Origin of the sequence: Nocardia brasiliensis (assembly GCF_011801125.1) — a bacterium.
Classification (GTDB): domain Bacteria; phylum Actinomycetota; class Actinomycetes; order Mycobacteriales; family Mycobacteriaceae; genus Nocardia; species Nocardia brasiliensis_C.
The window spans coordinates 4,101,121-4,120,243 of sequence record NZ_CP046171.1; the positions used below are offsets into that span (position 1 = coordinate 4,101,121).

Consider the following 19,123-nt stretch of genomic DNA (forward strand, 5'->3'; position numbering starts at 1 on the left):
GAAGTGTCAGTGGGAGGAGATCGGTGCGATGGGCGACCCCGTGGTCGGTTTGACGGGTACGCTCACTACACCTATCCGGGGCGCGGGCATGCTCGGGGAGGTCTTGGTGGCGATACGCGGGGGCACAGAGCTGTATATCGCCCGTGCGGCAGAGCCGATTTCGGCCGGAACGGCCGTATTGGTCATCGACGCCCATCCCGGCCGCATCGTCGATGTGGTGCCCTGGATCCCGTTGACGCCGGATCCGGCCGAAGAGGATTGAAACAGTAAGGGAGGGACCCGTGCTGGGTTACCACGTACCAGACCCGGACGAGGCGATGCTGATCAGCGGCGCCAAGACCAAGGATGATGCGCCGTTCAAGGTGGTGATCGGGCGCGGCAGCTGGGTGGTCCCGCTGTTCCGCAAGGTCAGCTACCTCTCGCTGGCCATGTTCGAGGCCGAGATCAAGGAGCGGCTCGTCACCAAGCAGGCGATCCAGCTCGAGGTCCGCGCGGTGATCGCGTTCAAGGTCGCCAACGACACGCAATCCATCGTGAATGCGGCGCAGCGCTTCCTGTCCGAACAGGAAAAAGAGATGTCGGTGCTCACCGGCCGCATCTTCTCCGGCCATCTCCGCTCGATCATCGGGTCCATGACCGTCGAGGAGATTATCCGCGAACGGCAGAAGCTCGCCGACGAAGTGCTCGTCGCCTCCAAAGTCGAGATGAGCAACATCGGGCTCTGGGTCGATTCGTTCCAGATCCAGTCCATCGATGACGGCAACCTCGGCTACATTCAGGCGCTGGCCGCACCGCACAACGCCACGGTGCAACGGGACGCGCAGATCGCGCAATCGCAGGCCGCACAGCTCGCGGCGCAGGCCGAGCAGGAATCACTGCGCAGGCAGGCCGAATACGAACGAGAAACCGCGATTCTGCGCGCGCAGTACCAGCACGATATCGACAAGGCGAATGCCGAAGCCGCACAGGCCGGTCCGCTCGCCGAGGCGAACGCGCTGCAGGAGGTGCTCGCGGCGCAGGCGGTCCAGGCGCGCAAGGAGGCCGAGCTGCGCGAGCAGCAACTGCAGACCGAGGTCGTGAAACCCGCTCAGGCCGAAGCGGATCGGGTGCGCATCCTGGCTGAGGCCGAGGCCGACCGCACCAGGATCCAGGCCGCCGCTGCCGCCTCCAACAACCGGATCGCGTTGGACCAGTTGCTGATCGAGCAACTGCCGGAAATCGTCAAGCAGGCCTCGAACGGGCTGGCGAACGCGAATCTGACCGTACTCAACGGTCCGGACGGAGTCGGCGAACTGGTGAACGGAATGGTCGGTCAGGGACTCACCGTTTTCAATTCATTGCAAAAAGCGCTTTCGTCCAACGACGAGGATAAGGCGGGATAAGGTGACCGGGTAGTGACCGCGTGGCGAGGAGTGGGTGTTGGTGTCCATCGGGAAATTGGTCTCGTTCGACAGCTCTCGGGGATTCGGTTTCATTCGACCGGAGGACGGCGGTCCGGACGTATTCGTGCACGTCAACGACATCGGGCTGGATGAGGACGAGTTACGCCAGGGCCGGGTTTTCGAATTCGACATGACCGAGGGCGACCGCGGTCCCAAGGCGGTGAACCTGACCGTGGTCGGCGGCCAGCCGAACCCGCCGGTGCCCGTCCACAAATCGAAACACCGGGCCAACTCCGGCCACCTCACGGTCGCCGAGCACAAACGCCTCATCACCGAGCTGCTCCTGGACGCGAGCCCCGCGCTGACCGCGGGGGAGATCCTCACCATCCGCGACCGCCTCACCGCGTTCGCCGAACAACACGGGTGGCTCGACAGCTGACCCGGCCGTTTCGCCGCGGCCGTCAATTCCCGATCTTGTCGGCCGCGGCGCATACGATCTTCGGCAAGTGCCGATGAATTCTGCTCGAACATGCCGTCTGCATCGGTAAGGAACACGAACCGAGGAGGGTAGCTCGCGTGGACTTACCGGTGATGCCACCTGTCCGGCCGATGCTGGCCAAAACCGCGCCGGGCGTGCCCCGCGAATTCGGGCTGAGCTACGAGCCGAAATGGGACGGCTTCCGCTGCATCGTCTTCCGCGACGGTGCCGAGGTGGAACTCGGCTCGCGCAATGATCGCCCGTTGACCAGGTATTTCCCCGAGGTCGCCGAGCTGCTGCGTGCGGCGCTGCCGGACCGGTGCGTTGTCGACGGGGAGATCGTCGTGGTCACCGAGGGTGGCCTGGACTTCGACACCCTGCAGAACCGGCTGCATCCGGCCGCGTCCCGGGTGAACAAGCTGGCGGTGCAGACGCCGGCCAGCTTCGTCGCGTTCGATCTGCTCGCCCTCGGCGACCGGGATCTCACCGAGGAGCCGTTCGCCGAGCGCAGGCGACTGCTCGAGACCATCCTCGACACCAAACCCGCGCGGGTGCATCTGACCCCGATCACCCGGGACCCCGATGTCGCCGAGGACTGGTTCACCCGGTTCGAGGGCGCGGGTTTCGACGGCGTCATGGTCAAGGCCGACGGCCTGGCCTACCTGCAGGACAAACGGGTGATGCTGAAGGTCAAGCACGAGCGCACCGCCGACTGCGTGGTCGCGGGCTTCCGCTGGCACAAGGACGGTCAGGGGGTGGGATCGCTGCTGCTCGGACTCTTCGACGACGACGGCAACCTGCATCACGTCGGGGTGGCCAGCAGCTTCACCGCCGCCCGGCGCAAGGAACTGGTCGACGAGCTCGCGCCGCTGCGGGTCGACGCGCTGGCCGATCATCCGTGGCGCGAATGGGCGGACGCGGGCGCGCAGGCCAAAGCCGACGGCAAGATGCCAGGCGGGGTGAGCCGCTGGACCGGCGGCAAGGACCTCTCGTGGGAGGCGCTGCGCACCGAGCTGGTCGCCGAGGTCCGCTACGAGCACGTGCAGTCCGGCCGGCTCCGGCACGGCGGCAGGCTGGTCCGTTTCCGCACCGACCGCACCCCCGAGTCGTGCACCTACGCGCAGCTGGACGAGGCGCCGCCCGCCGAGCTGAGCGAGATCTTCAGCGAGGCGAAACCATGAGTGCGTCGGTCGATATCGAGGTCGACGGCCGCACCGTCACCATCAGCAACCCGGACAAGGTCTACTTCACCAGGCGCGGCGAGACCAAGCTCGACCTGGTCCGCTACTACCAGGCGGTGGCCGAGCCGTTCCTGAACGTGGTCGGCGGGCGGCCGCTGCTGCTGGAGCGCTATCCCGATGGCGCGTCCGGGAAGTCGTGGTTCCAGAAGCGGGTGCCCAAGTCGGCGCCGGACTGGCTGCACACCGTCGAGGTGTCCACGCCGAACGGCACTACCAGCGACGCGCTGGTCGCGCACGACCTCGCGCACATCCTGTGGGCGGTGAACCAGGGCTGCCTCGGCTTCCACGTGTGGCCCAACCGCGCCGACAACCTGAAGATCGCCGACGAGTTGCGCATCGACCTCGATCCCTCCCCCGGCATCACCCTCGACGACCTCAAACAGGCCGCCGTGCTGACCCGCGAGCTGTGCACCGAGCTCGGCATCGAATCCAGGATCAAGACCTCCGGTTCGCGCGGCCTGCACATCTACGTGGCGCTGGCACCGAATTGGGACGGCTACCAGGTGCGCGCGGCAGCCGTCGCGCTGGCCAGGGAGCTCGAGCGCAGGCATCCGGACGAGATCACCGCGCAGTGGTGGAAGGAAGAACGCGGCCATCGCGTATTCGTCGACTTCAACCAGAACGCCCCGCACAAAACGGTTTTCGGGGCGTGGTGCGTGCGGCCGAAGGTCGGCGCCCAGGTCTCCACGCCGATCAGCTGGTCCGCGCTGGCCGATGTGGTGCCCGACGAACTCACCATCGCCACCGTGCCCGCCCGGCTGGCCGAGCTCGGCGATCCGTGGGCCGATCGGGTGCCGCAGTCCATCGCGCCGCTGCTGGAGATGTCGGAACGCGATATGGCGTCGGGCCTGTTGGACGCGCCGTGGCCGCCGCAATATCCGAAGATGCCGAACGAGCCGCCGCGCGTGCAGCCGAGCCGGGCCAAGAAGGAGGAGTAGGCCGCCAGGCCACTCTTTTGTTGTCCCCCGCTACTCCGTCGTCCCCCGCTACTCCGTTGTCCACAGCGCCCAGGTGCCGCTGCGGCCGGGGTTCTCGCAGATCAAGGCCCGCCCGTCGGCGGTGCGGGCGGTCTTGCCCGTGGTCCCATCGCATTTCGCGCCGGGCTGCTGGGTCGTCGTGGCGATGCTGACCGGACCCGACCACAGGTAGCTGCTCGAGCCCTGCAGGCAGAGCAGCGTGGTGCCGTCCGCGCCGGTGCCGATCTGCCCGACCTGCGCTTCGGTGCAGGCCGAACCCTTCTTCAGATTGCTCTGCGGCACGGAGGTCGCGGTCAGGCTCGGTGCCGCCGACGGCGGCACCACCGTGGTGATCACCGTCGTCGGTGGCCGCTCCGCGCTCGCCTGCGCGGAGAGGTTCATCGTCGGTTTTGCGGCGCGGGTCACGCTGTCCGGCAACACATTTCCGGCCAGAACGAAGAACCCGACCAGCGCGGTCACCTCGGCGACGCCGATCAGCAGGGCGAACAGCGCCATCACCCGGCCCCGGGGATGGGAGAACGCGATGAAGCCGAATACGATCGCGACCGGGAACAGGCCGAGCAACGCCGCGACCAGCGCCACGATCGCGTACGGGTTCACGATCGGCGGGATCTCCACCCGCAGCCGCCCGGTCCGACGCCGGCTCGGCGCGGGATCCTGCCAGCGTTCGTCCGGCTCCGGCTCGCCCCAGCGCTCCTCCTCCGCCTCCGACCACCGATCGTCCTGCTGCGCTGTCGCAGGCCAGCGTTCCGTTTCACGGCGTTCTGCCCGTGCCATGCCAGGTTCCCTCTCCACACCACACACCGCGCAGGAACCTCGGACACTCCGGACCCGCCCCGATATCCCGACCCACAATAAGGGGCCGACGGCGACTGGAACATCCGAAAGGTCGAAATACGGTGACGCGACCGTAATAACGAACCAACAACGTTGCGCGCGAATTCGTGCGCGGAGGTTCATGCTGAGCACATCGTGCGCCCGCGCACGCACCCCGTGGCACTGACCTTGCGCTGACTCCTAGGAGGATCCAATGTTCGGTAGCACCACACCCGAAGGTCACGGCAATCGGCCGTGGCATGCGCAAGCCGGCGATCTGCTCGGCGACAACTACAACGTGCCGGGCCTGATCCTGTGCGCGCTCGGCATCGTCGCGATGGCGTGCACGCTCACCGCGGCGGGATACGGGTTCGGCGAGTGGGTTCAGATCGGCGCGATCGCGACGGCCGCGCTGTGGATTCTCGGTGTCGGCGCGCTGCTGGTCGAGCACCGGCGCGAGGAGGTCATCGAGTTGAAGTACGGACGGCAGGGCCACGCGCCGGGTACCCGCCGTCCGGTCCGCTACAGCGCGGCGCCGCGGCCCGCCGAGACGGACCTGGCGCAGGGCGGCTGACCCCGGCGACCGCGGGCACGCTCAGTGCCTGCGGTCCACCCGGGGCAGCGACTCGGTGACCAGGGTCATCAGCATGTCGACGAGCAGCTCGTGCACCTGCGGCCTGGTCAGCGTGCCGCGGGTGATCCATTCGCGCCCTGCCACTTTCACCAGCCCGCCGTAGGCACGGACCATCGCGCGCAATGCCGCACTGCGTGCGGAATCGGCGAGGCCGATCATCAGCAGCAGGCGTTCGGCCGCGGCGTCGTCGGCCTGATCGAGGATCTGCTGCACCTCGGGGTCGTCCCCGACGCCCTCGTGACTGGTCACCTTCACCCAGGTACTGCCGTGTTCGGCGATGGTATCCAGCAGCCAGTGCACACTCGCATCGACGCGCTCGCGCTCGGTGCCGGTGGGCACGATCATGTCGTCGAGCTTGGGCAGCGTCACCATCCGGCGGACGACCGCGAGATACAGATCGCGCTTGTTGCCGAAGTAGTGATTGATCAGACCGCGGGCGACGCCGGCGCGCTGGGCCAGCTCGGCGGTCGAGACCGCGGCGTAGGGCCGCTCGCCGAACATGTCGATCGCGCACGCGAGGATCTGCGCCCGCCGTTCGTCGGGTTCGAGCCTGCGGCGGCGCGGCGACACAGCACCGTCCGCGGTCGCCCTCGTGGTATCAGAGAGACCGGGCAATGAGATCCTTCATCACCTCGTTGCTACCCGCCAGGATGCGCAGGACGCGGGCGCCGGTGTAGAGCTGCGAAATCGGATACTCCGTCATGTAGCCGTAGCCGCCGAACAGTTGCAGGCAGCGGTCAACCACGATACCCAGCTGGTCGGTGAGCCAGTACTTCGACATCGCCGCGGTGGGGATATCCAGCTCGCCGCGCAGATGCTTGACGATGCAGTCGTCGAGGAACGTGCGGCCGACCTTGGCGATGGTCGCGCACTCGGCGAGCTCGAACTTGGTGTTCTGCATCGCGAACAGCGGCTTGCCGAATGCCTCGCGGCCCTTGGTGTAATCGATCGTGAGCTGGACCGCCTGCTCCATCATCGCGACCGCGATGATGCCGGTGACCAGGCGTTCCTGCGCCAGCATCTGCATCATCTGATAGAAGCCGAGGCCCTCGGTCTCGCCGAGCAGGTTCGTCACGGGCACGCGCAGGCCGTCGAAGAACAGCTCGGCGGTGTCCTGCGCCTTGCCACCGATCTTGTTCAGGATGCGACCGCGTTTGAAACCGGGGGTGTCGTCGGACACGTCGGCGTAGATCAACGAGACCCCGGCCGCGCCCTTGGTCGGATCGGTCTTGGCGGCGATGATGATGCCATCGCACAGCCAGCCGTTGGTGATGAAGATCTTCGAGCCGGTGATGACGTACTCGTCGCCCTCGCGCACCGCGCGGGTCTTGATGTTCTGCAAGTCCGAGCCGGTGCTCGGCTCGGTCATGCCGATGGAAAGCACGATCTCGCCCGCGGCGGCCTTGGGCAGCACCCTCCGCTTGAGCTCCTCGGTGCCGAACTCCTTGATGTAGGGCGCGATGATCGAGGTGTGCACGGGCATGCCGAGCGCACCGTCACCGGCGCGGGTCTGCTCCTCGATGATCGCCGCCTCGTGCGCGAAAGTGCCGCCGCCACCGCCGTATTCGGCGGGGATCGCGGTGCACAGCAGGCCGAGCTCGCCCGCGCGGTTGTACAGCCCGCGGTCCGGGTGACCCTGCGCGACGAACTTCTCCTCGTGCGGAACCACGTCCTTTTCGAAGAAAGCCTTCGCCAGGTCGCGAACCGCCTCGACCTCGTCGTCACTCCATGCGGCGCGTGCCATCTCAGATCCTTTGCTCGCTCTGTCCTTGCGCACCAGATTTACGCACTATTGGCGCTGTGTCAACAAGCCTGGCCCGCGACCGCGCCGCGACGAACGAAACCGCTGGTGAGTGGTCAGCCCGTGGGCTGTTGCGTCTGATTGACGGCGGCGAGCGAGGTCAGGATCGGGATCTCCGGATCGGCGGAAATGCCCTGCCTGCGCAGGAACCCATCGATCAGACCCCACACGAATTCGGTGGCCTGGTCGACGAACTCGACGGTGCGGGCGGCAGGCGTCGGATCGGCCAGCCACAGGTCGGTGATCGAGACCACCACGCCGACCACCGCGCGCGAGAGATAGTCGATGCCCGCGGTGTCGATCGGAATGGACTCGGCGATCTCGCGCGCCTGGCGGGCGAAGCGATCCGACGCGGCACGGCCGAGATCGAATTGCAGCACGGTGTCGTCGGAGCGCTGGGTCACCTGCGCCTGACCGAGGAAGCGAAAGACATTGGGATGCTGCAGAATACTGTCGGCATACCCGGTCAGCACCCGGCGCAGCGCGGCGCGGGGTGGTTGCAGCATGAGCGTCAGATCGTTGCCCGCGGCGGCCGCGGCGGACTTCGCCATCCGGTTGCCGATCTCGGTGTAGAGATCGGCCTTGTCGGCGAACTGCCGATACAGCCGCGGCTTGGTCATCGCCGCCTCGCGCGCGATGTCGTCCATGCTCGGGCGCGGCCCGGCCCGATCGATCACCCGAATCGCGGCATCGACGATCTCCGCGCGGGAGCTCGCCGATTGGCGGGAACTGGGACGGGGCACGACCGCAGCATACACGTACCGCCAGTACGTTTATGAGCGTGAGGTACGCCATAGTCTGGGCGTAGCACTCGCGCTGGTCGGCTTTACTTCGTACTGTCGGTATCGGAAAACGTACTGGCGGTACGGCTCGTGGCCGACCGGCAGCTCGCCCCCGAACGAGGCTGACAACATGACCAACCTGATCGACACCGATACGCCCCGCCCGGACCGACAGTGGACGGTGACCGCCGACGGCGCCGATCTCGCCGTCTTCGAATGGGGCGACCCCGCCGCCGAACCGCTGGTGCTGGTGCACGGCCTCACCGATACCCATCGGGTCTGGGCCACCGTCGCCGCCCTGCTGAGCGACGGATTCCGGGTGATCACCTACGACGTGCGCGGACACGGCAGGTCGGACAGCCCGCCCCTGCTCGCGGACTTCCGGCTGGACCGGCTGGCCGCGGACTTCTTCGCCGTGATCGATGCCGCGAGCCCGAAGCAGCCGGTGCACGCCTGCGGGCACGGCTGGGGTGCGGTGCAGCTGTGGGAGGCGGTGTGTGATCCGCGGGCGAACACCCGTATCGCCTCGTTCACCGCCATTTCCGGCCCCAACCTCGATCACCTCGGGCTGTGGCTGCGCGCGGTCGTCCCGCACGCCAAGGGCATCCTCGGCGATCTCGGCTGGTGGCTGCACGGCGCGCGCTGGACGCTGCGCCCGATCCCGGTCGCGCGCAGGCTGTATCCCCCGCGGGTGCGCGCACTGCTGGTCGAGCGGCTCGGCGGGCTCTCACCGATACCCGCGCGGATCGCCCGCACCTGGCGCACCGACCTCGTCGCCGGCGGCCGGATCGCCCAGGCCAACCTGCTGCACCACCTGCGTCGCCCCCGGCTGCGGCGCACCGCGGTGCCCGTGCAACTGCTGGTCGACACCACCGATCCGTTCGTGCCCGCCGCCATCTACGACACCTCGATTCGCTGGGTGGACCGGCTGTGGCGCTGCGCCGTGCCCGCCGACCATTGGCTGCCGGTCACCGAGCCGCTGCTGGTCGCCGAGGCGATCGCCAACTTCGTCGACGACCTGCGCGCCGACCGGGCCGCGATCACCCCGCGCAGCAGCTGACCCACCGCGATCCGGCTGCGCGCCCGCACAATTCGACACCGATTACGGAGATCTCATGCCGCACCCGCTGGCCCAGACCCTCGGCGCACCGCTGCCCGACGAGTTCGAGCGGCTGACCGAGGCCGACCTCGCCGCACTGGACCACCTGCTGCGCACCGCCGTCAGCGCGCGCGGCGAACGCCTCGGCGCGGCGGTCGAATCCTCGTTGCAGCTGATCCCCCGGCTCATGCGCCCGGCCGTGAAGAAGGCGCTCGGCCTGTGAGCGCGCGACTGATGGTGCGCGCGGAGACGACGAAGCTCGCGCGCCTGCTCGATCTCGCCGATCCGGCCGAACTCGCGTTCCTGCACGATCTTTCGCCCGAGGCGATCCGCGCGTTCCGGGAGCGCGCCACCGATCTGCTCTTCGATCGCGACGCCGCGCGCATGCGGCGGGTCGCCGCGGCGACGAAACTGGTGCCGACCGTGATCAGTGCCAAGGCGGCGGAGCGCGCGTTCGGCCCGGTGCTGTGCGCGGCCGTCGCGGGGTCGGTCGAGCCCGCCCGCGCGATCGATATCGCGAAGGCGCTGCCCGCCCGCTTTCTCGCCGAGACCGCCGTCCAGTTGGACCCGCGGCGTACCGCGGACATCATCGCCGCGGTGCCCACCCCGTTGGTCGTCGAGGTGGCCGGGGAGCTGTCGCGGCGCGACGACCATGTGACCATGAGCCGGTTCGTCGGCGTCGTGCCCGAGGACGCGATGCGCGCCGCGGCGCCCGTGCTCAGCGACGCCGATCTGTTGCGGGTCGGGTTCCTCATGGAGGACAAGTCCGCGCTGGACCGGCTGATCGCATTGTTCACCGACCGGCTTGCCGGGGTCATCCGGGCCGCGCACGAGCAAGGCCTTTGGGCCGAGGGTATCGATCTGCTCGACAGCGTCGGACCGCAGACCCGGGCGGCGCTCGGCGATATCGCGGCCGAGCTCGGTGGCGCCGTGCTCGACGGCCTGATCGAGGCCGTGCGCGAGCTGGACGCCTGGGCCTCGCTGCTGCCGGTGACGAGCGCGATGAGCCAGGACAGCCTGCGGGCCTTCGCCGAAAGGCCCGCGGTACAGGAGGAATCGGTGCTCGCCTCGATCATGGACGTCGCGCTGCGACACGGCTATTGGCTGGATCTGCTCCCGCTGGCGACCCAGCTGCGGCCCGAACAGCTGGCCCTGCTCGCCGCGCGCCTGGCCGAGAAGCCGGACGACGAGCTCGGCGAACTGGTCGCCCAGGCCGACGCGGCCGGCCTGTGGAACGCCATGCTCCCGATCGCCCTCGCGATGACCGACGACGAGCGGCGGCGCATGGCGGGCCTGCCCGTCATGGCCGACCCCGCGGTGTTGCGGGCGGTGATCGGCACCACCGCCGAGCACGAACTCTGGTCTCAGGCATTGCCTTTGGTGGACGCGCTGCCCGCGACCGCGACGCCGATCCTCGCCTCCTACCTCGCCGAACTCGATCGCGCGCAGTTGCTCGCCGCCCTGCTGGTCGCGGTGCGCTGCGACACCATCGACACCCTCGTCGAGATCGCGCTGGCGCAGGACGCGGCAGGCCGGGCCAGGGTGCTCGAACTCATCGACGGCTTGGACGAGCTCGACGAGTTCCTCGCCGCGCTCACCGCGGACACCCCGAAGGTGGTGTGGGACGGACTGATCGAGGTCCGCACCGAAATCCCCCCGACCTTGCGCGAGCGCGTCGCGGCACGAGCCGAGCATCTCGGCCGCGTCACCGAGGCAACGGATCTGCGCGCCGGGTAGCCCGATTCGAACGCCCTACAGAACATCGGATGAGGTGATATTTTCGGGGCGATGACGGGATCGGGGGGTTCGGGGCCCTCGCGCCCCGACGAGAAGGGCTGGCTCGACCAGCCGCTGACGCCCACCGCGCCGCCGCAGGTCTATCCGGACGGAACGGTGCCGCCGCGGCGCGCGGTGGCCTGGCGTGCACCCGGCCACGGGAAGCGCCACTGGGCGCTGATGGCCGTGGCGGCGGTGGCCGTGGTCGGAGTCACCGCCGCGCTCAACACTTCCCGTACCGATCGCGCCACGGCGCCCGCGCCCGATCTCCAGGGCTTTCACCATGTCGACGATCTCTGCGCGATCACCGACACCGCCCCCTATCTGAGTGCCGGGTTGAAGCTGACGCCGACCGCCGCGGCGGGTCCGAAATACCCGCTGCACCAAACCCAGCTGCACCCCGCCGTCGACACGATGGAGTGCACGATCCGGTTCAGCACCGCGGGAGCACTCGATCGTGCCGCGGACAGCACGGTGCGGGCACGGGCGGTGGTGCACAAGAAGTCCGATCCCCGCCCCGAGTTCACCGCCCGGTTCGAGACCTGGACGCAGTCCCCGCTGCTGGCGCACGACGAGATCACCGCGGTGCGCGGCCTCGGCGAAGAGGCGTATCTGGTCCGGCGCAAGGACGACCGCGATGCCCGGCCGCACACCGTCAGCCTCGCGGTGCGCCACGGGTGGACCACCTACGAGATCAGCTGGTCGCGACTGTCTTCGCTGCCCGCCACGTCCGCCGCCAAACCGCCGACCACCGAGGCGGCGATCGCGCTGCTGCGCCGGACCGCGGCGACGACCCTGCGCGTACTGCGCGCCTGACCGGGCGCCGCGGACACAGCGCAAGGCAACCGGGCGGCAACCCGCCGCGCGCGTTTGCGACAATGAGTGGGTCGATTTCCCAGCTCAGCAAAAGGATGCCTGTACCACCGATGGCCGAAACCACGATTGATCCGGACGAGCTCGCGACCTGTCTGCGCGTACTGGACCAGGCCGGGCGGCTGGAGAAGGACCATCCCGACTCGGTGGCGGTGCAGCGCGCGGTCGGCCACATGTTCAAGAAGCTCAAGCAGCGCCGCCGCATCGAGGCCAGGGCGGCGGTGTCGGCGGCCGATCGCGAGGTCGTCGCCGCGACCGCGACCGGCTCGCCGCAGCGCATCGACGACGAGACCGCGGGGATCCCCTTGGCCTCCAGTGCGGCCGGGGCCACCGCGGGCACCCTGATCCGGCCGCGCCCCTGCTACATCTGCAAGCAGAAGTACACGCAGGTCGACGCGTTCTATCACCAGCTCTGCCCGGAATGCGCCGCGCGCAGCCACAGCAAACGAGACGCCCGTACCGATCTGACCGGGCGGCGGGCCCTGCTCACCGGCGGCCGCGCCAAGATCGGCATGTACATCGCGCTGCGGCTGCTGCGCGACGGCGCGCACACCACGATCACCACCCGCTTCCCCAACGACGCGGTCCGCCGCTTCGCCGCGATGGAGGACAGCGCCGACTGGCTGCACCGGCTGCGCGTGGTCGGCATCGACCTGCGCGATCCCGCCCAGGTCGTCGCGCTCGCCGACGATGTCGCCGCGCAGGGGCCGCTGGACATCCTGATCAACAACGCGGCCCAGACCGTGCGCCGCTCCCCCGGCGCCTACAGCGCACTGGTCGACGCCGAAGCCGGGCCGCTGCCCGCCGGCGCGCTGCCCGAGCTGGTCAGTTTCGGCAAGACGATGCAGGCCCACCCCACCGCGCTCACCGCCTCGCTCACCCCGTCGCTGTCCGCCGCCGATATCGCCGAGCTCGCGCTCGTCGCGGGATCGGCCACCCCCGAACGCATTTCGCGTGGCGTCGCGATCGACGCGGGCGGCTTGGTGCCCGACCTCGCGCACACCAACAGCTGGGTGCAGACCGTGGCCGAGGTCGACCCGACCGAACTGCTCGAGGTGCAGCTGTGCAACTCGGTCGCGCCGTTCATCCTGGTGTCCCGGCTGCGCCCCGCCATGGCCGCGGCCGCCGCGCGACGCAAATACATCGTCAACGTGTCCGCGATGGAGGGCCAGTTCTCCCGGGCTTACAAGGGCCCGGGGCATCCGCACACCAACATGGCCAAGGCGGCGCTGAACATGTTGACCCGCACCAGCGCGCGCGAGATGCTCGAGACCGACGGCATCCTGATGACGGCGGTGGACACCGGCTGGATCACCGACGAGCGCCCGCACTACACGAAGATGCGCCTGGCCGACGAGGGTTTCCACGCACCCCTGGACCTGGTCGACGGCGCGGCCCGGGTCTACGACCCGATCGTGCAGGGCGAGCAGGGCACCGATCTCTACGGTTGCTTCCTCAAGGACTACCAGCCCTCGCCGTGGTGAGGCGGCCGCGACCAGCGCGCCGCTAAGCTGGTGAGGTGCTGTATCGGCTGCTCGCCGATGCCACCGCCGCCGTGCATTTCGCGTTCGTGGCGTATGTGGTGATCGGCGGATTCCTGGCGTGGCGGTGGCCGCGCGGTATCTGGACGCACCTGCTCGCCTTCGGCTGGGGATTCGCCACCGTACTGTTCGGATTCGAGTGCCCGCTCACCCATTTGGAGAACTGGGCGCGGCACCGGGCGGGCGAGGCCGGGCTGCCGCCGAGCGGTTTCATCGACCACTACCTCACCGGGGTGATCTATCCCGACAGTGCGCTCGGCGCGGTCCGGGTGTTGGTCGCGGTGTGCGTCGTGCTGTCCTGGGTGGGTTATGCCGTGCTGCGACGGCGGGCAGCCGGACCGACCACCCGCCTACCTGCGGCTCGCTAACTCTTTGCGCGGCAATACTTCTCGGCGATCACGCGGGCGCGCGTCGCTCGCCAAGCCGGGCCGCGACGATGCGAGCCACCGCGGCGGGGTCTTCGTCGACGAAGAAGTGACCGCCGGGAAAGGTTGTGCGCTCGAAGCTTCCGCCGGTGAACTCGCGCCACTGCTCGGCCTGCTCCGGTCGCATCGTCGGGTCCTCGGCGCCGACCAGCGCGTCGATCGCGGTGGTGAGCGGCGCACCCGGCTGATATCGGTAGGTCTCCACCGCCTGATAGTCGCCGCGCACGGCGGGCAGCACGAGTTCGGCGAGACTCGGTTCGTCACGCAGCATTTGGATCGGCGCCGGGTCGGCGGCCAAGCGCTCCAGGTCCGCGATCAAATCCGCGTCGGCGCCCAGGTGCAGCCGCTGGGTCTCCACGAAAGTCGGTGCGGGACGGCCGGACACGAACAGACCCGTCAGCGCCTGCCCGTCGCGCTCCAGTCGCCGCGCCGTCTCGAACGCCACGGTCGCCCCCATGCTGTGGCCGAACAACGCGAGCCCGTCGAGGTTTCCGAGGCGCAGTATCTGTTCGGCAATCCGATCGGCGAGCACCGCCAGCTCGGTGATCGGCGCCTCGCCGAGCCGGTCCTGCCGACCCGGATACTGCACCGCGACGACCGCGGTGCTTGCGCCGAAACATTGTGCGAATTCACGATATGCGGTCGCGGGACCACCACCCGGCGGGAAACACAGCAGGTAGCGGCGGGGAGCCGGGTCGGCGCGCAGCACCCGTAGCCACTGGCCCGACTCGATCTTCATGCCCACGTAGATCTCCTTCTCAGCTGGAACTATTACGCTCGTTCGGGTGAACGCGCACACACGGCTGGTCCATGACTACGAAGCCGGAATCGGTGTCACCCCCTCCGCCATTACGCCTGCCCCCGACCCCGGCAGCAATCTCGCTGCGACACTACCGGTCTGGGCGCTGGCCGCCGGATCGGTCGCCGCGCTCACCGCCGCGGCGAACCGGCTGCGCGCGGCCCGCGGCCTCGATCCGGTGGCGCACCGCATCGACCCGGCCCGGATTACCGCCGCGTTCTCCAGCGAGCGGCTGCTGCGCTTCCACGGCGCGCCCGCCGCGATGTTCGCCGACCTGTCCGGCTTCTTCCCCACCTACGACGGATGGGTTCGCACCCACGCCAACTACCGCCATCATCGCGAGCGGCTGCTCACCGCGCTCGGCCTGCCCGACGACGCGCCCGTCGATCTCGCGGTCGCGCAGATGGCGATGAGTCGCGCCGCCGACATCGAGGAGCACGCCGCGGCGCACGGCGCCATCGCGGTGCGGGTGCGCACCGAACAGGAGTGGGCACAGAGTCCGCAGGGACGCTCCGCGGCGGCCGGGCCGATCGTCGCGATCGAGCGCCGCCCCGATCGCGGCGAGCCCGGATTGCCCATGGGCGCAGCGCCTTTCCAGCCGCTGCGCGGCCTGCGGGTGCTCGATCTGACCCGGGTGATCGCCGGCCCGGTGGCGACCAGGACCCTCGCCCTGCTCGGCGCGGACGTGCTGCGGGTCGATCCGCCACACCTGCCCGAGATCCCGTGGCAGTACGCCGACACCGGGCAGGGCAAGCGCTCCACACTGCTGGATCTGCGCGAGCGCCTGCCGCAGTTCAACGAGCTCCTCGCCGCCGCCGACGTGCTGGTCACCGGCTATCGACCGGGGGCGCTCGCGCATGCGGGGATCACCGCGCGGACCCGCCCTGGACTCGTACACGGCCGGGTCTCGGCGTGGGGTGAGCTCGGACCGTGGGGCGGTAGGCGCGGTTTCGACAGCATCGTGCAGGCGGCCTCCGGGATCGCGATCGCCGAGGGCGCGCCCGCGGTGCCCGGCACCCTGCCCGCCCAGGCGCTCGATCACGCGTCCGGCTATCTCCTCGCGGCGGGCGTGATCGACGCGCTCACCGCACGAGCCACCGACGGGATCGGCCGTGACGTGCGAGTCGCGTTGGCACGCACGGCTTCCTGGCTGCTCAACGCCCCGGAGCGGACGCCACGGCACCCGCAGGCCGCCGCACCCGATCCGGCGATGGCGGTTTACCACGGCGAAGCCTGCACCGCCGCGCCCGCGATCGCGGAGTATCCCGCCTACACCTGGCCGGCGCCCGCCTTCGGCAACGATCGTCCCGCCTGGCCGTTGCGGACGCACTAGCGCGGGCTGGCGCCGGTGTTCGGCATCACCACCGAGCTGATCGTCGGCTCCGCGCCGCCCGAGCAGGCGGGCGCGGCCTCCGGCGTGTCCGAGACCGGCGCGGAACTCGGTGGCGCGCTGGGCATCTCGATCCTCGGCAGCATCAGTATCGCCCTGTACCGAGGCGATCTGGCCACGACTCTGCCCGCAGGGTTGCCCGAGCAGGCCGGTCAGTCGGTGCGTGACACCCTCGGCGCCGCGGTGCAGACGAGCGCGGCGCTGCCGGGTGAGCTGGGCGCGGCGGTGCTGCGGGCGGCACGCGAGGCATTCCTGCACGGTGTGCACGTCACGGCGGGGATCACCGCCGTTGCCGCCGTGGCTATTTCGGTGATCGCGGTGTTGCGGCTGCGGCACATCCCCGCGGGCGTGCTGAACGAGGAGGATTGAGCGGCGGGGTCATCGATCCGCGACGGTGTCGCCGGTGATCGCCGTCAGCGCCTCGGCCAGCCGGTTGCCGTCGGGCAGCTTGCCGTCGGGCGCGATGACCCACAGCACGCCGAGGCCTTGCACCAGCACGAAATACAGCTGGGCGATCGCCTCGGCCTGCTCCTCGGTCAGGTTCGGGTGGGCCTCGCGCAGCGCTGCACCCATCTCGCCGTACACCGTCGGCAGGTTCTCCGCGTAGAACTCGCGCGCCTCGCTCGACCGCGCGACGCGCACGATGTTCTCCAGGCTCGCGACCATGCTGTCGCGGTTGCGCGCGAACACCTCGGGCATCGCGTTCCACAGCTGCGCGAATCCGGCGAGCAGCGAGACATCACCCGCGTCGCGGATCAGCGACTCCATGCTGTCGCCGATGGCCGTGCCGAGTGCGTCGGCGAGCGCCTCGGTGATCAGCTGCTCCTTCGAGCCGAAGTGGTAGCCGATCGCGGCCAGGCTCACGCCCGCGGCGGCCGCGATATCCCTGGCCGTGGTCTTGGCGACGCCGCGCTCGACGATGGCCTTGCGCGCACCCGCCAGCAGGTCTTCCCGGTTCCCCATGTGGCCAGGCTACAACGTGCTGAGACAAATGTGCCAGACGCTTGTTTCAGACAGGTCCCGCGCGATGGGCGTCGGGGGCGTGGTTAGTCTCGTGGGGTGCGGCAGAAGATCATCATGGATGTCGATACCGGGGTCGACGATTCCCTCGCGCTGCTCTACCTGCTCGGCTCGCCGGAGGCAGAGATCGTCGGCATCGCGTCGACCGCGGGCAACGTCCCCGCGCCGCAGGTCGCGGCGAACAACCTGGCCTGGCTGGATGTGTGCCGTGCCCCCGAGATCGAGGTCGCGCTCGGCGCGCTCGAACCGTTGGCCGTCCCGCTGCGCACCACCGAGGACACGCACGGCCCGCAGGGCGTCGGTTATGCCGAACTACCCGTGTCGGAGCGCCCGCTGTCCGCGCGCACCGCCGCCCAGATGTGGGTCGATCTGGTGCGCGCCCACCCCGGCGAAATCGTCGGCCTCTGCACCGGGCCGCTCACCAATCTCGCGCTCGCGCTGCGGCTCGAACCCGAGCTGCCGACCCTGTTGCGGCGCCTGGTGATCATGGGCGGCGCGTTCAATCATCCCGGCAACACCACGCCGACCAACGAATGGAACGTGCACGTCGACCCCGAGGCCGCCAAGGAGGTGTTCGACGCGTTCTCCGCCGCGCCACCCGAGCGCAGGCCGATCGTGTGCGGGCTCGACATCACCGAGACCATCGAGATGCGGCCCAAGCACCTGGCCTTGCTCGCCGAACGCGCGGGCAGCCTTCCCGTCGAGGCGGTTTCGGAGACCGACCCGGCCGGGGTCAGGTCGGCGGCGAGCAACCCGATCATCCGGCACGTCACCGACGCGGTGCGGTTCTACTTCGACTTCCATCAGCTGCACGGCCTCGGCTACCTCGCGCACATGCACGACCCGTTCGCGGCGGCGGTGGCGCTGGACCCCACTGTGGCCGTCACCCGACCGGCCACCGTCGACGTCGAGCTCGCCGGGACACTGACCCGCGCGACCACGGTCGCCGACTGGGCCGGCATGTGGGGCCGGGAACCCAACGCCGACATCGTGATCGGTACCGACCAGGAGTTGTTCTTCGATCGCCTGATCAGCCGAATCGGGGACTTCGCCCGCGCGGTGCACCCGGGCGCGTCATGAGCGGCGACCAGGACGACACCGCCTACCTCGCCGCGTTCCGCGCCAGGCTCGGGCTGCCCGGAATCATCGACGTGCACACCCATTTCATGCCGGAACCGGTGCTGCGCAAGGTGTGGGCCTACTTCGACTCGGCCGGACCGCTCACCGCACGCCCCTGGCCCATCGCCTACCGGGACGACGAGCAGGTGCGGTTGAAGACATTGCGCGGGTTCGGCGTTCGCGCGTTCAGTGCGCTGGTCTACCCGCACAAGCCGCGGATGGCGGCCTGGCTCAACGAGTGGACCGCCGAATTCGCCGAGCGCACACCGGATTGCCTGCACACCTCCACGTTCTATCCGGAGCCGGGCGTCGAGACCTACGTTCGCGCCGCGCTCGAACGCGGGACGCGCCTGTTCAAGGTACATATCCAGGTCGGCCGCTTCGATCCGGGCGATCCGCTGCTCGATCCGGTGTGGGCGCTGCTGCAGGAGTCCGCGACGCCGGTGCTGATCCACTGCGGATCCGGGCCCGTCCCCGGCGAATTCACCGGCCCCGCGCCCATTGCCGCACTGCTGCGCCGCTTTCCGCGGCTGCACCTCGTCATCGCGCACATGGGCGCGCCCGAGTACACCGAATTCTTCGATCTGGCCGAGCGATACCCGCGGCTGCGGCTGGACACGACCATGACCTTCACCGACTTCTTCGAAGAGGTCGATCCGTTCCCGCACGCGGAACACGGCAGGATGCAGGCACTCGGGGATCGGATTCTGTTCGGCAGCGATTTCCCGAACATCCCCTACACCTACGACCATGCCGTGTTCGCGCTCGAACGCCTCGAGCTGGGCGATGATTGGCTGCGCCGGGTCTGCTATCACAACGCCGCGGCGCTGTTCGACCTCGCGTAGCCTTCAGACCGCCGCCACGGTGAACCGGGTGCGCCGGTGCGCGGGCTCCTGGGCCTCGTCGAGCAGCGCGACCGCGAAGTCCTCCATCGAGATGACGCAACCTGATTCGCCTCCGCCGCCCAGCC

Annotated in this window: 22 protein-coding genes; 16 read left to right on the forward strand and 6 right to left on the reverse strand. The window is 69.3% G+C overall.

The features are described 5' to 3' along the window. Nucleotides 1-28: 28 nt before the first annotated feature. From F5X71_RS18520 to ligD, 5 genes are all read left to right on the forward strand, one after another. Entirely contained in the window at nucleotides 29-262 is a 234-nt protein-coding gene (locus tag F5X71_RS18520; RefSeq protein ID WP_167463166.1) for a hypothetical protein, read from the forward strand. Between the two features lie 19 nt (nucleotides 263-281). Next, on the forward strand, nucleotides 282-1,382 hold the full coding sequence (locus F5X71_RS18525; protein ID WP_167463167.1) for an SPFH domain-containing protein: 1,101 nt from the start codon (nucleotides 282-284) through the stop codon (nucleotides 1,380-1,382). Between the two features lie 34 nt (nucleotides 1,383-1,416). Continuing rightward, nucleotides 1,417-1,821, forward strand: coding sequence for a cold-shock protein (locus tag F5X71_RS18530; RefSeq protein ID WP_167463168.1), 405 nt, complete (start codon nucleotides 1,417-1,419; stop codon nucleotides 1,819-1,821). A gap of 137 nt (nucleotides 1,822-1,958) precedes the next feature. Further along, nucleotides 1,959-3,041, forward strand: coding sequence for an ATP-dependent DNA ligase (locus tag F5X71_RS18535; protein WP_203218183.1), 1,083 nt, complete (start codon nucleotides 1,959-1,961; stop codon nucleotides 3,039-3,041). Beyond that, nucleotides 3,038-4,039: a non-homologous end-joining DNA ligase gene (ligD, locus tag F5X71_RS18540; RefSeq protein ID WP_167463169.1), complete on the forward strand. Its 1,002-nt coding sequence runs from the start codon at nucleotides 3,038-3,040 to the stop codon at nucleotides 4,037-4,039. Before F5X71_RS18535 ends, ligD begins: the two co-directional genes overlap by 4 nt. A 48-nt stretch (nucleotides 4,040-4,087) precedes the next feature. On the opposite strand, the gene F5X71_RS18545 is transcribed toward ligD, so the two are convergent. Next, complete coding sequence (locus F5X71_RS18545; RefSeq protein ID WP_167463170.1) at nucleotides 4,088-4,855, reverse strand: DUF4190 domain-containing protein; 768 nt, start codon at nucleotides 4,853-4,855, stop codon at nucleotides 4,088-4,090. A gap of 253 nt (nucleotides 4,856-5,108) precedes the next feature. Here F5X71_RS18545 and F5X71_RS18550 point away from each other — a divergent pair, with 253 nt between their 5' ends. Further along, nucleotides 5,109-5,468: a hypothetical protein gene (locus F5X71_RS18550; protein ID WP_167463171.1), complete on the forward strand. Its 360-nt coding sequence runs from the start codon at nucleotides 5,109-5,111 to the stop codon at nucleotides 5,466-5,468. Between the two features lie 21 nt (nucleotides 5,469-5,489). Here the strand turns inward: F5X71_RS18550 and F5X71_RS18555 are convergent, their stop codons facing one another. The 3 genes from F5X71_RS18555 to F5X71_RS18565 all read right to left on the reverse strand — a co-directional run bounded on the left by F5X71_RS18555 (nucleotide 5,490) and on the right by F5X71_RS18565 (nucleotide 8,072). After that, nucleotides 5,490-6,143, reverse strand: coding sequence for a TetR/AcrR family transcriptional regulator (locus F5X71_RS18555; RefSeq protein WP_167463172.1), 654 nt, complete (start codon nucleotides 6,141-6,143; stop codon nucleotides 5,490-5,492). After that, nucleotides 6,127-7,272 (reverse strand): acyl-CoA dehydrogenase family protein, encoded by a 1,146-nt coding sequence (locus F5X71_RS18560; RefSeq protein WP_167463173.1) that lies wholly within the window; start codon nucleotides 7,270-7,272, stop codon nucleotides 6,127-6,129. Before F5X71_RS18560 ends, F5X71_RS18555 begins: the two co-directional genes overlap by 17 nt. A gap of 113 nt (nucleotides 7,273-7,385) precedes the next feature. Beyond that, nucleotides 7,386-8,072 (reverse strand): TetR/AcrR family transcriptional regulator, encoded by a 687-nt coding sequence (locus tag F5X71_RS18565; RefSeq protein WP_238815310.1) that lies wholly within the window; start codon nucleotides 8,070-8,072, stop codon nucleotides 7,386-7,388. A 169-nt stretch (nucleotides 8,073-8,241) separates the two neighbouring features. On the opposite strand from F5X71_RS18565, the gene F5X71_RS18570 reads away from it, so the two are divergent. The 6 genes from F5X71_RS18570 (at nucleotide 8,242) to F5X71_RS18595 (ending at nucleotide 13,768) form a co-directional block, all read left to right on the forward strand. Continuing rightward, nucleotides 8,242-9,171 (forward strand): alpha/beta fold hydrolase, encoded by a 930-nt coding sequence (locus tag F5X71_RS18570; RefSeq protein WP_167463174.1) that lies wholly within the window; start codon nucleotides 8,242-8,244, stop codon nucleotides 9,169-9,171. A gap of 55 nt (nucleotides 9,172-9,226) precedes the next feature. Further along, complete coding sequence (locus F5X71_RS18575) at nucleotides 9,227-9,433, forward strand: hypothetical protein (protein WP_167463175.1); 207 nt, start codon at nucleotides 9,227-9,229, stop codon at nucleotides 9,431-9,433. Continuing rightward, nucleotides 9,430-10,947 carry a hypothetical protein gene (locus F5X71_RS18580; RefSeq protein ID WP_167463176.1) on the forward strand — a complete coding sequence of 506 codons (1,518 nt, stop codon included), beginning with the start codon at nucleotides 9,430-9,432 and terminating at the stop codon, nucleotides 10,945-10,947. The genes F5X71_RS18575 and F5X71_RS18580 overlap by 4 nt, the downstream gene beginning before the upstream one ends. 51 nt (nucleotides 10,948-10,998) lie before the next feature. Next, the gene (locus tag F5X71_RS18585; RefSeq protein ID WP_167463177.1) at nucleotides 10,999-11,802 is read left to right on the forward strand and encodes a hypothetical protein; all 804 of its coding nucleotides are present in this window, start codon (nucleotides 10,999-11,001) and stop codon (nucleotides 11,800-11,802) included. A gap of 110 nt (nucleotides 11,803-11,912) precedes the next feature. Further along, nucleotides 11,913-13,343, forward strand: a complete 1,431-nt coding sequence (locus F5X71_RS18590) for an SDR family NAD(P)-dependent oxidoreductase (protein WP_167463178.1) — start codon at nucleotides 11,913-11,915, stop codon at nucleotides 13,341-13,343. Between the two features lie 35 nt (nucleotides 13,344-13,378). Beyond that, nucleotides 13,379-13,768: a DUF2784 domain-containing protein gene (locus F5X71_RS18595; protein WP_167463179.1), complete on the forward strand. Its 390-nt coding sequence runs from the start codon at nucleotides 13,379-13,381 to the stop codon at nucleotides 13,766-13,768. 28 nt (nucleotides 13,769-13,796) lie between these two features. Here F5X71_RS18595 and F5X71_RS18600 read toward each other — a convergent pair whose 3' ends face one another. Further along, the gene (locus F5X71_RS18600; protein WP_167466560.1) at nucleotides 13,797-14,564 is read right to left on the reverse strand and encodes a thioesterase II family protein; all 768 of its coding nucleotides are present in this window, start codon (nucleotides 14,562-14,564) and stop codon (nucleotides 13,797-13,799) included. A 46-nt stretch (nucleotides 14,565-14,610) separates the two neighbouring features. Between F5X71_RS18600 and F5X71_RS18605 the strand changes: the two genes are divergently transcribed. Both F5X71_RS18605 and F5X71_RS18610 read left to right on the forward strand, forming a co-directional pair. Then, nucleotides 14,611-15,957, forward strand: coding sequence for a CoA transferase (locus F5X71_RS18605; RefSeq protein ID WP_174817094.1), 1,347 nt, complete (start codon nucleotides 14,611-14,613; stop codon nucleotides 15,955-15,957). Nucleotides 15,958-15,972: 15 nt separating this feature from the next. Further along, nucleotides 15,973-16,383 carry a hypothetical protein gene (locus F5X71_RS18610; protein WP_174817095.1) on the forward strand — a complete coding sequence of 137 codons (411 nt, stop codon included), beginning with the start codon at nucleotides 15,973-15,975 and terminating at the stop codon, nucleotides 16,381-16,383. A gap of 9 nt (nucleotides 16,384-16,392) precedes the next feature. Here F5X71_RS18610 and F5X71_RS18615 read toward each other — a convergent pair whose 3' ends face one another. Continuing rightward, nucleotides 16,393-16,977, reverse strand: coding sequence for a TetR/AcrR family transcriptional regulator (locus F5X71_RS18615; protein WP_167463180.1), 585 nt, complete (start codon nucleotides 16,975-16,977; stop codon nucleotides 16,393-16,395). A 96-nt stretch (nucleotides 16,978-17,073) separates the two neighbouring features. Here F5X71_RS18615 and F5X71_RS18620 point away from each other — a divergent pair, with 96 nt between their 5' ends. Together F5X71_RS18620 and F5X71_RS18625 are read left to right on the forward strand one after the other, a co-directional pair. Continuing rightward, nucleotides 17,074-18,114 (forward strand): nucleoside hydrolase, encoded by a 1,041-nt coding sequence (locus F5X71_RS18620; RefSeq protein ID WP_275106733.1) that lies wholly within the window; start codon nucleotides 17,074-17,076, stop codon nucleotides 18,112-18,114. After that, the gene (locus F5X71_RS18625) at nucleotides 18,111-18,998 is read left to right on the forward strand and encodes an amidohydrolase family protein (RefSeq protein WP_167463181.1); all 888 of its coding nucleotides are present in this window, start codon (nucleotides 18,111-18,113) and stop codon (nucleotides 18,996-18,998) included. Before F5X71_RS18620 ends, F5X71_RS18625 begins: the two co-directional genes overlap by 4 nt. Nucleotides 18,999-19,123: the final 125 nt, after the last annotated feature.

Excerpts from the sequence above, each read along its gene's own strand:
- F5X71_RS18625 (WP_167463181.1), top strand. The coding sequence starts at position 18,111 with ATGAGCGGCGACCAGGACGACACCGCCTACCTCGCCGCGTTCCGCGCC.
- F5X71_RS18615 (WP_167463180.1), bottom strand. The coding sequence starts at position 16,977 with ATGGGGAACCGGGAAGACCTGCTGGCGGGTGCGCGCAAGGCCATCGTC.
- F5X71_RS18550 (WP_167463171.1), top strand. The coding sequence starts at position 5,109 with ATGTTCGGTAGCACCACACCCGAAGGTCACGGCAATCGGCCGTGGCAT.
- F5X71_RS18560 (WP_167463173.1), bottom strand. The coding sequence starts at position 7,272 with ATGGCACGCGCCGCATGGAGTGACGACGAGGTCGAGGCGGTTCGCGAC.
- F5X71_RS18570 (WP_167463174.1), top strand. The coding sequence starts at position 8,242 with ATGACCAACCTGATCGACACCGATACGCCCCGCCCGGACCGACAGTGG.
- F5X71_RS18600 (WP_167466560.1), bottom strand. The coding sequence starts at position 14,564 with ATGAAGATCGAGTCGGGCCAGTGGCTACGGGTGCTGCGCGCCGACCCG.
- F5X71_RS18545 (WP_167463170.1), bottom strand. The coding sequence starts at position 4,855 with ATGGCACGGGCAGAACGCCGTGAAACGGAACGCTGGCCTGCGACAGCG.
- F5X71_RS18520 (WP_167463166.1), top strand. The coding sequence starts at position 29 with ATGGGCGACCCCGTGGTCGGTTTGACGGGTACGCTCACTACACCTATC.
- F5X71_RS18585 (WP_167463177.1), top strand. The coding sequence starts at position 10,999 with ATGACGGGATCGGGGGGTTCGGGGCCCTCGCGCCCCGACGAGAAGGGC.
- ligD (WP_167463169.1), top strand. The coding sequence starts at position 3,038 with ATGAGTGCGTCGGTCGATATCGAGGTCGACGGCCGCACCGTCACCATC.
- F5X71_RS18575 (WP_167463175.1), top strand. The coding sequence starts at position 9,227 with ATGCCGCACCCGCTGGCCCAGACCCTCGGCGCACCGCTGCCCGACGAG.
- F5X71_RS18590 (WP_167463178.1), top strand. The coding sequence starts at position 11,913 with ATGGCCGAAACCACGATTGATCCGGACGAGCTCGCGACCTGTCTGCGC.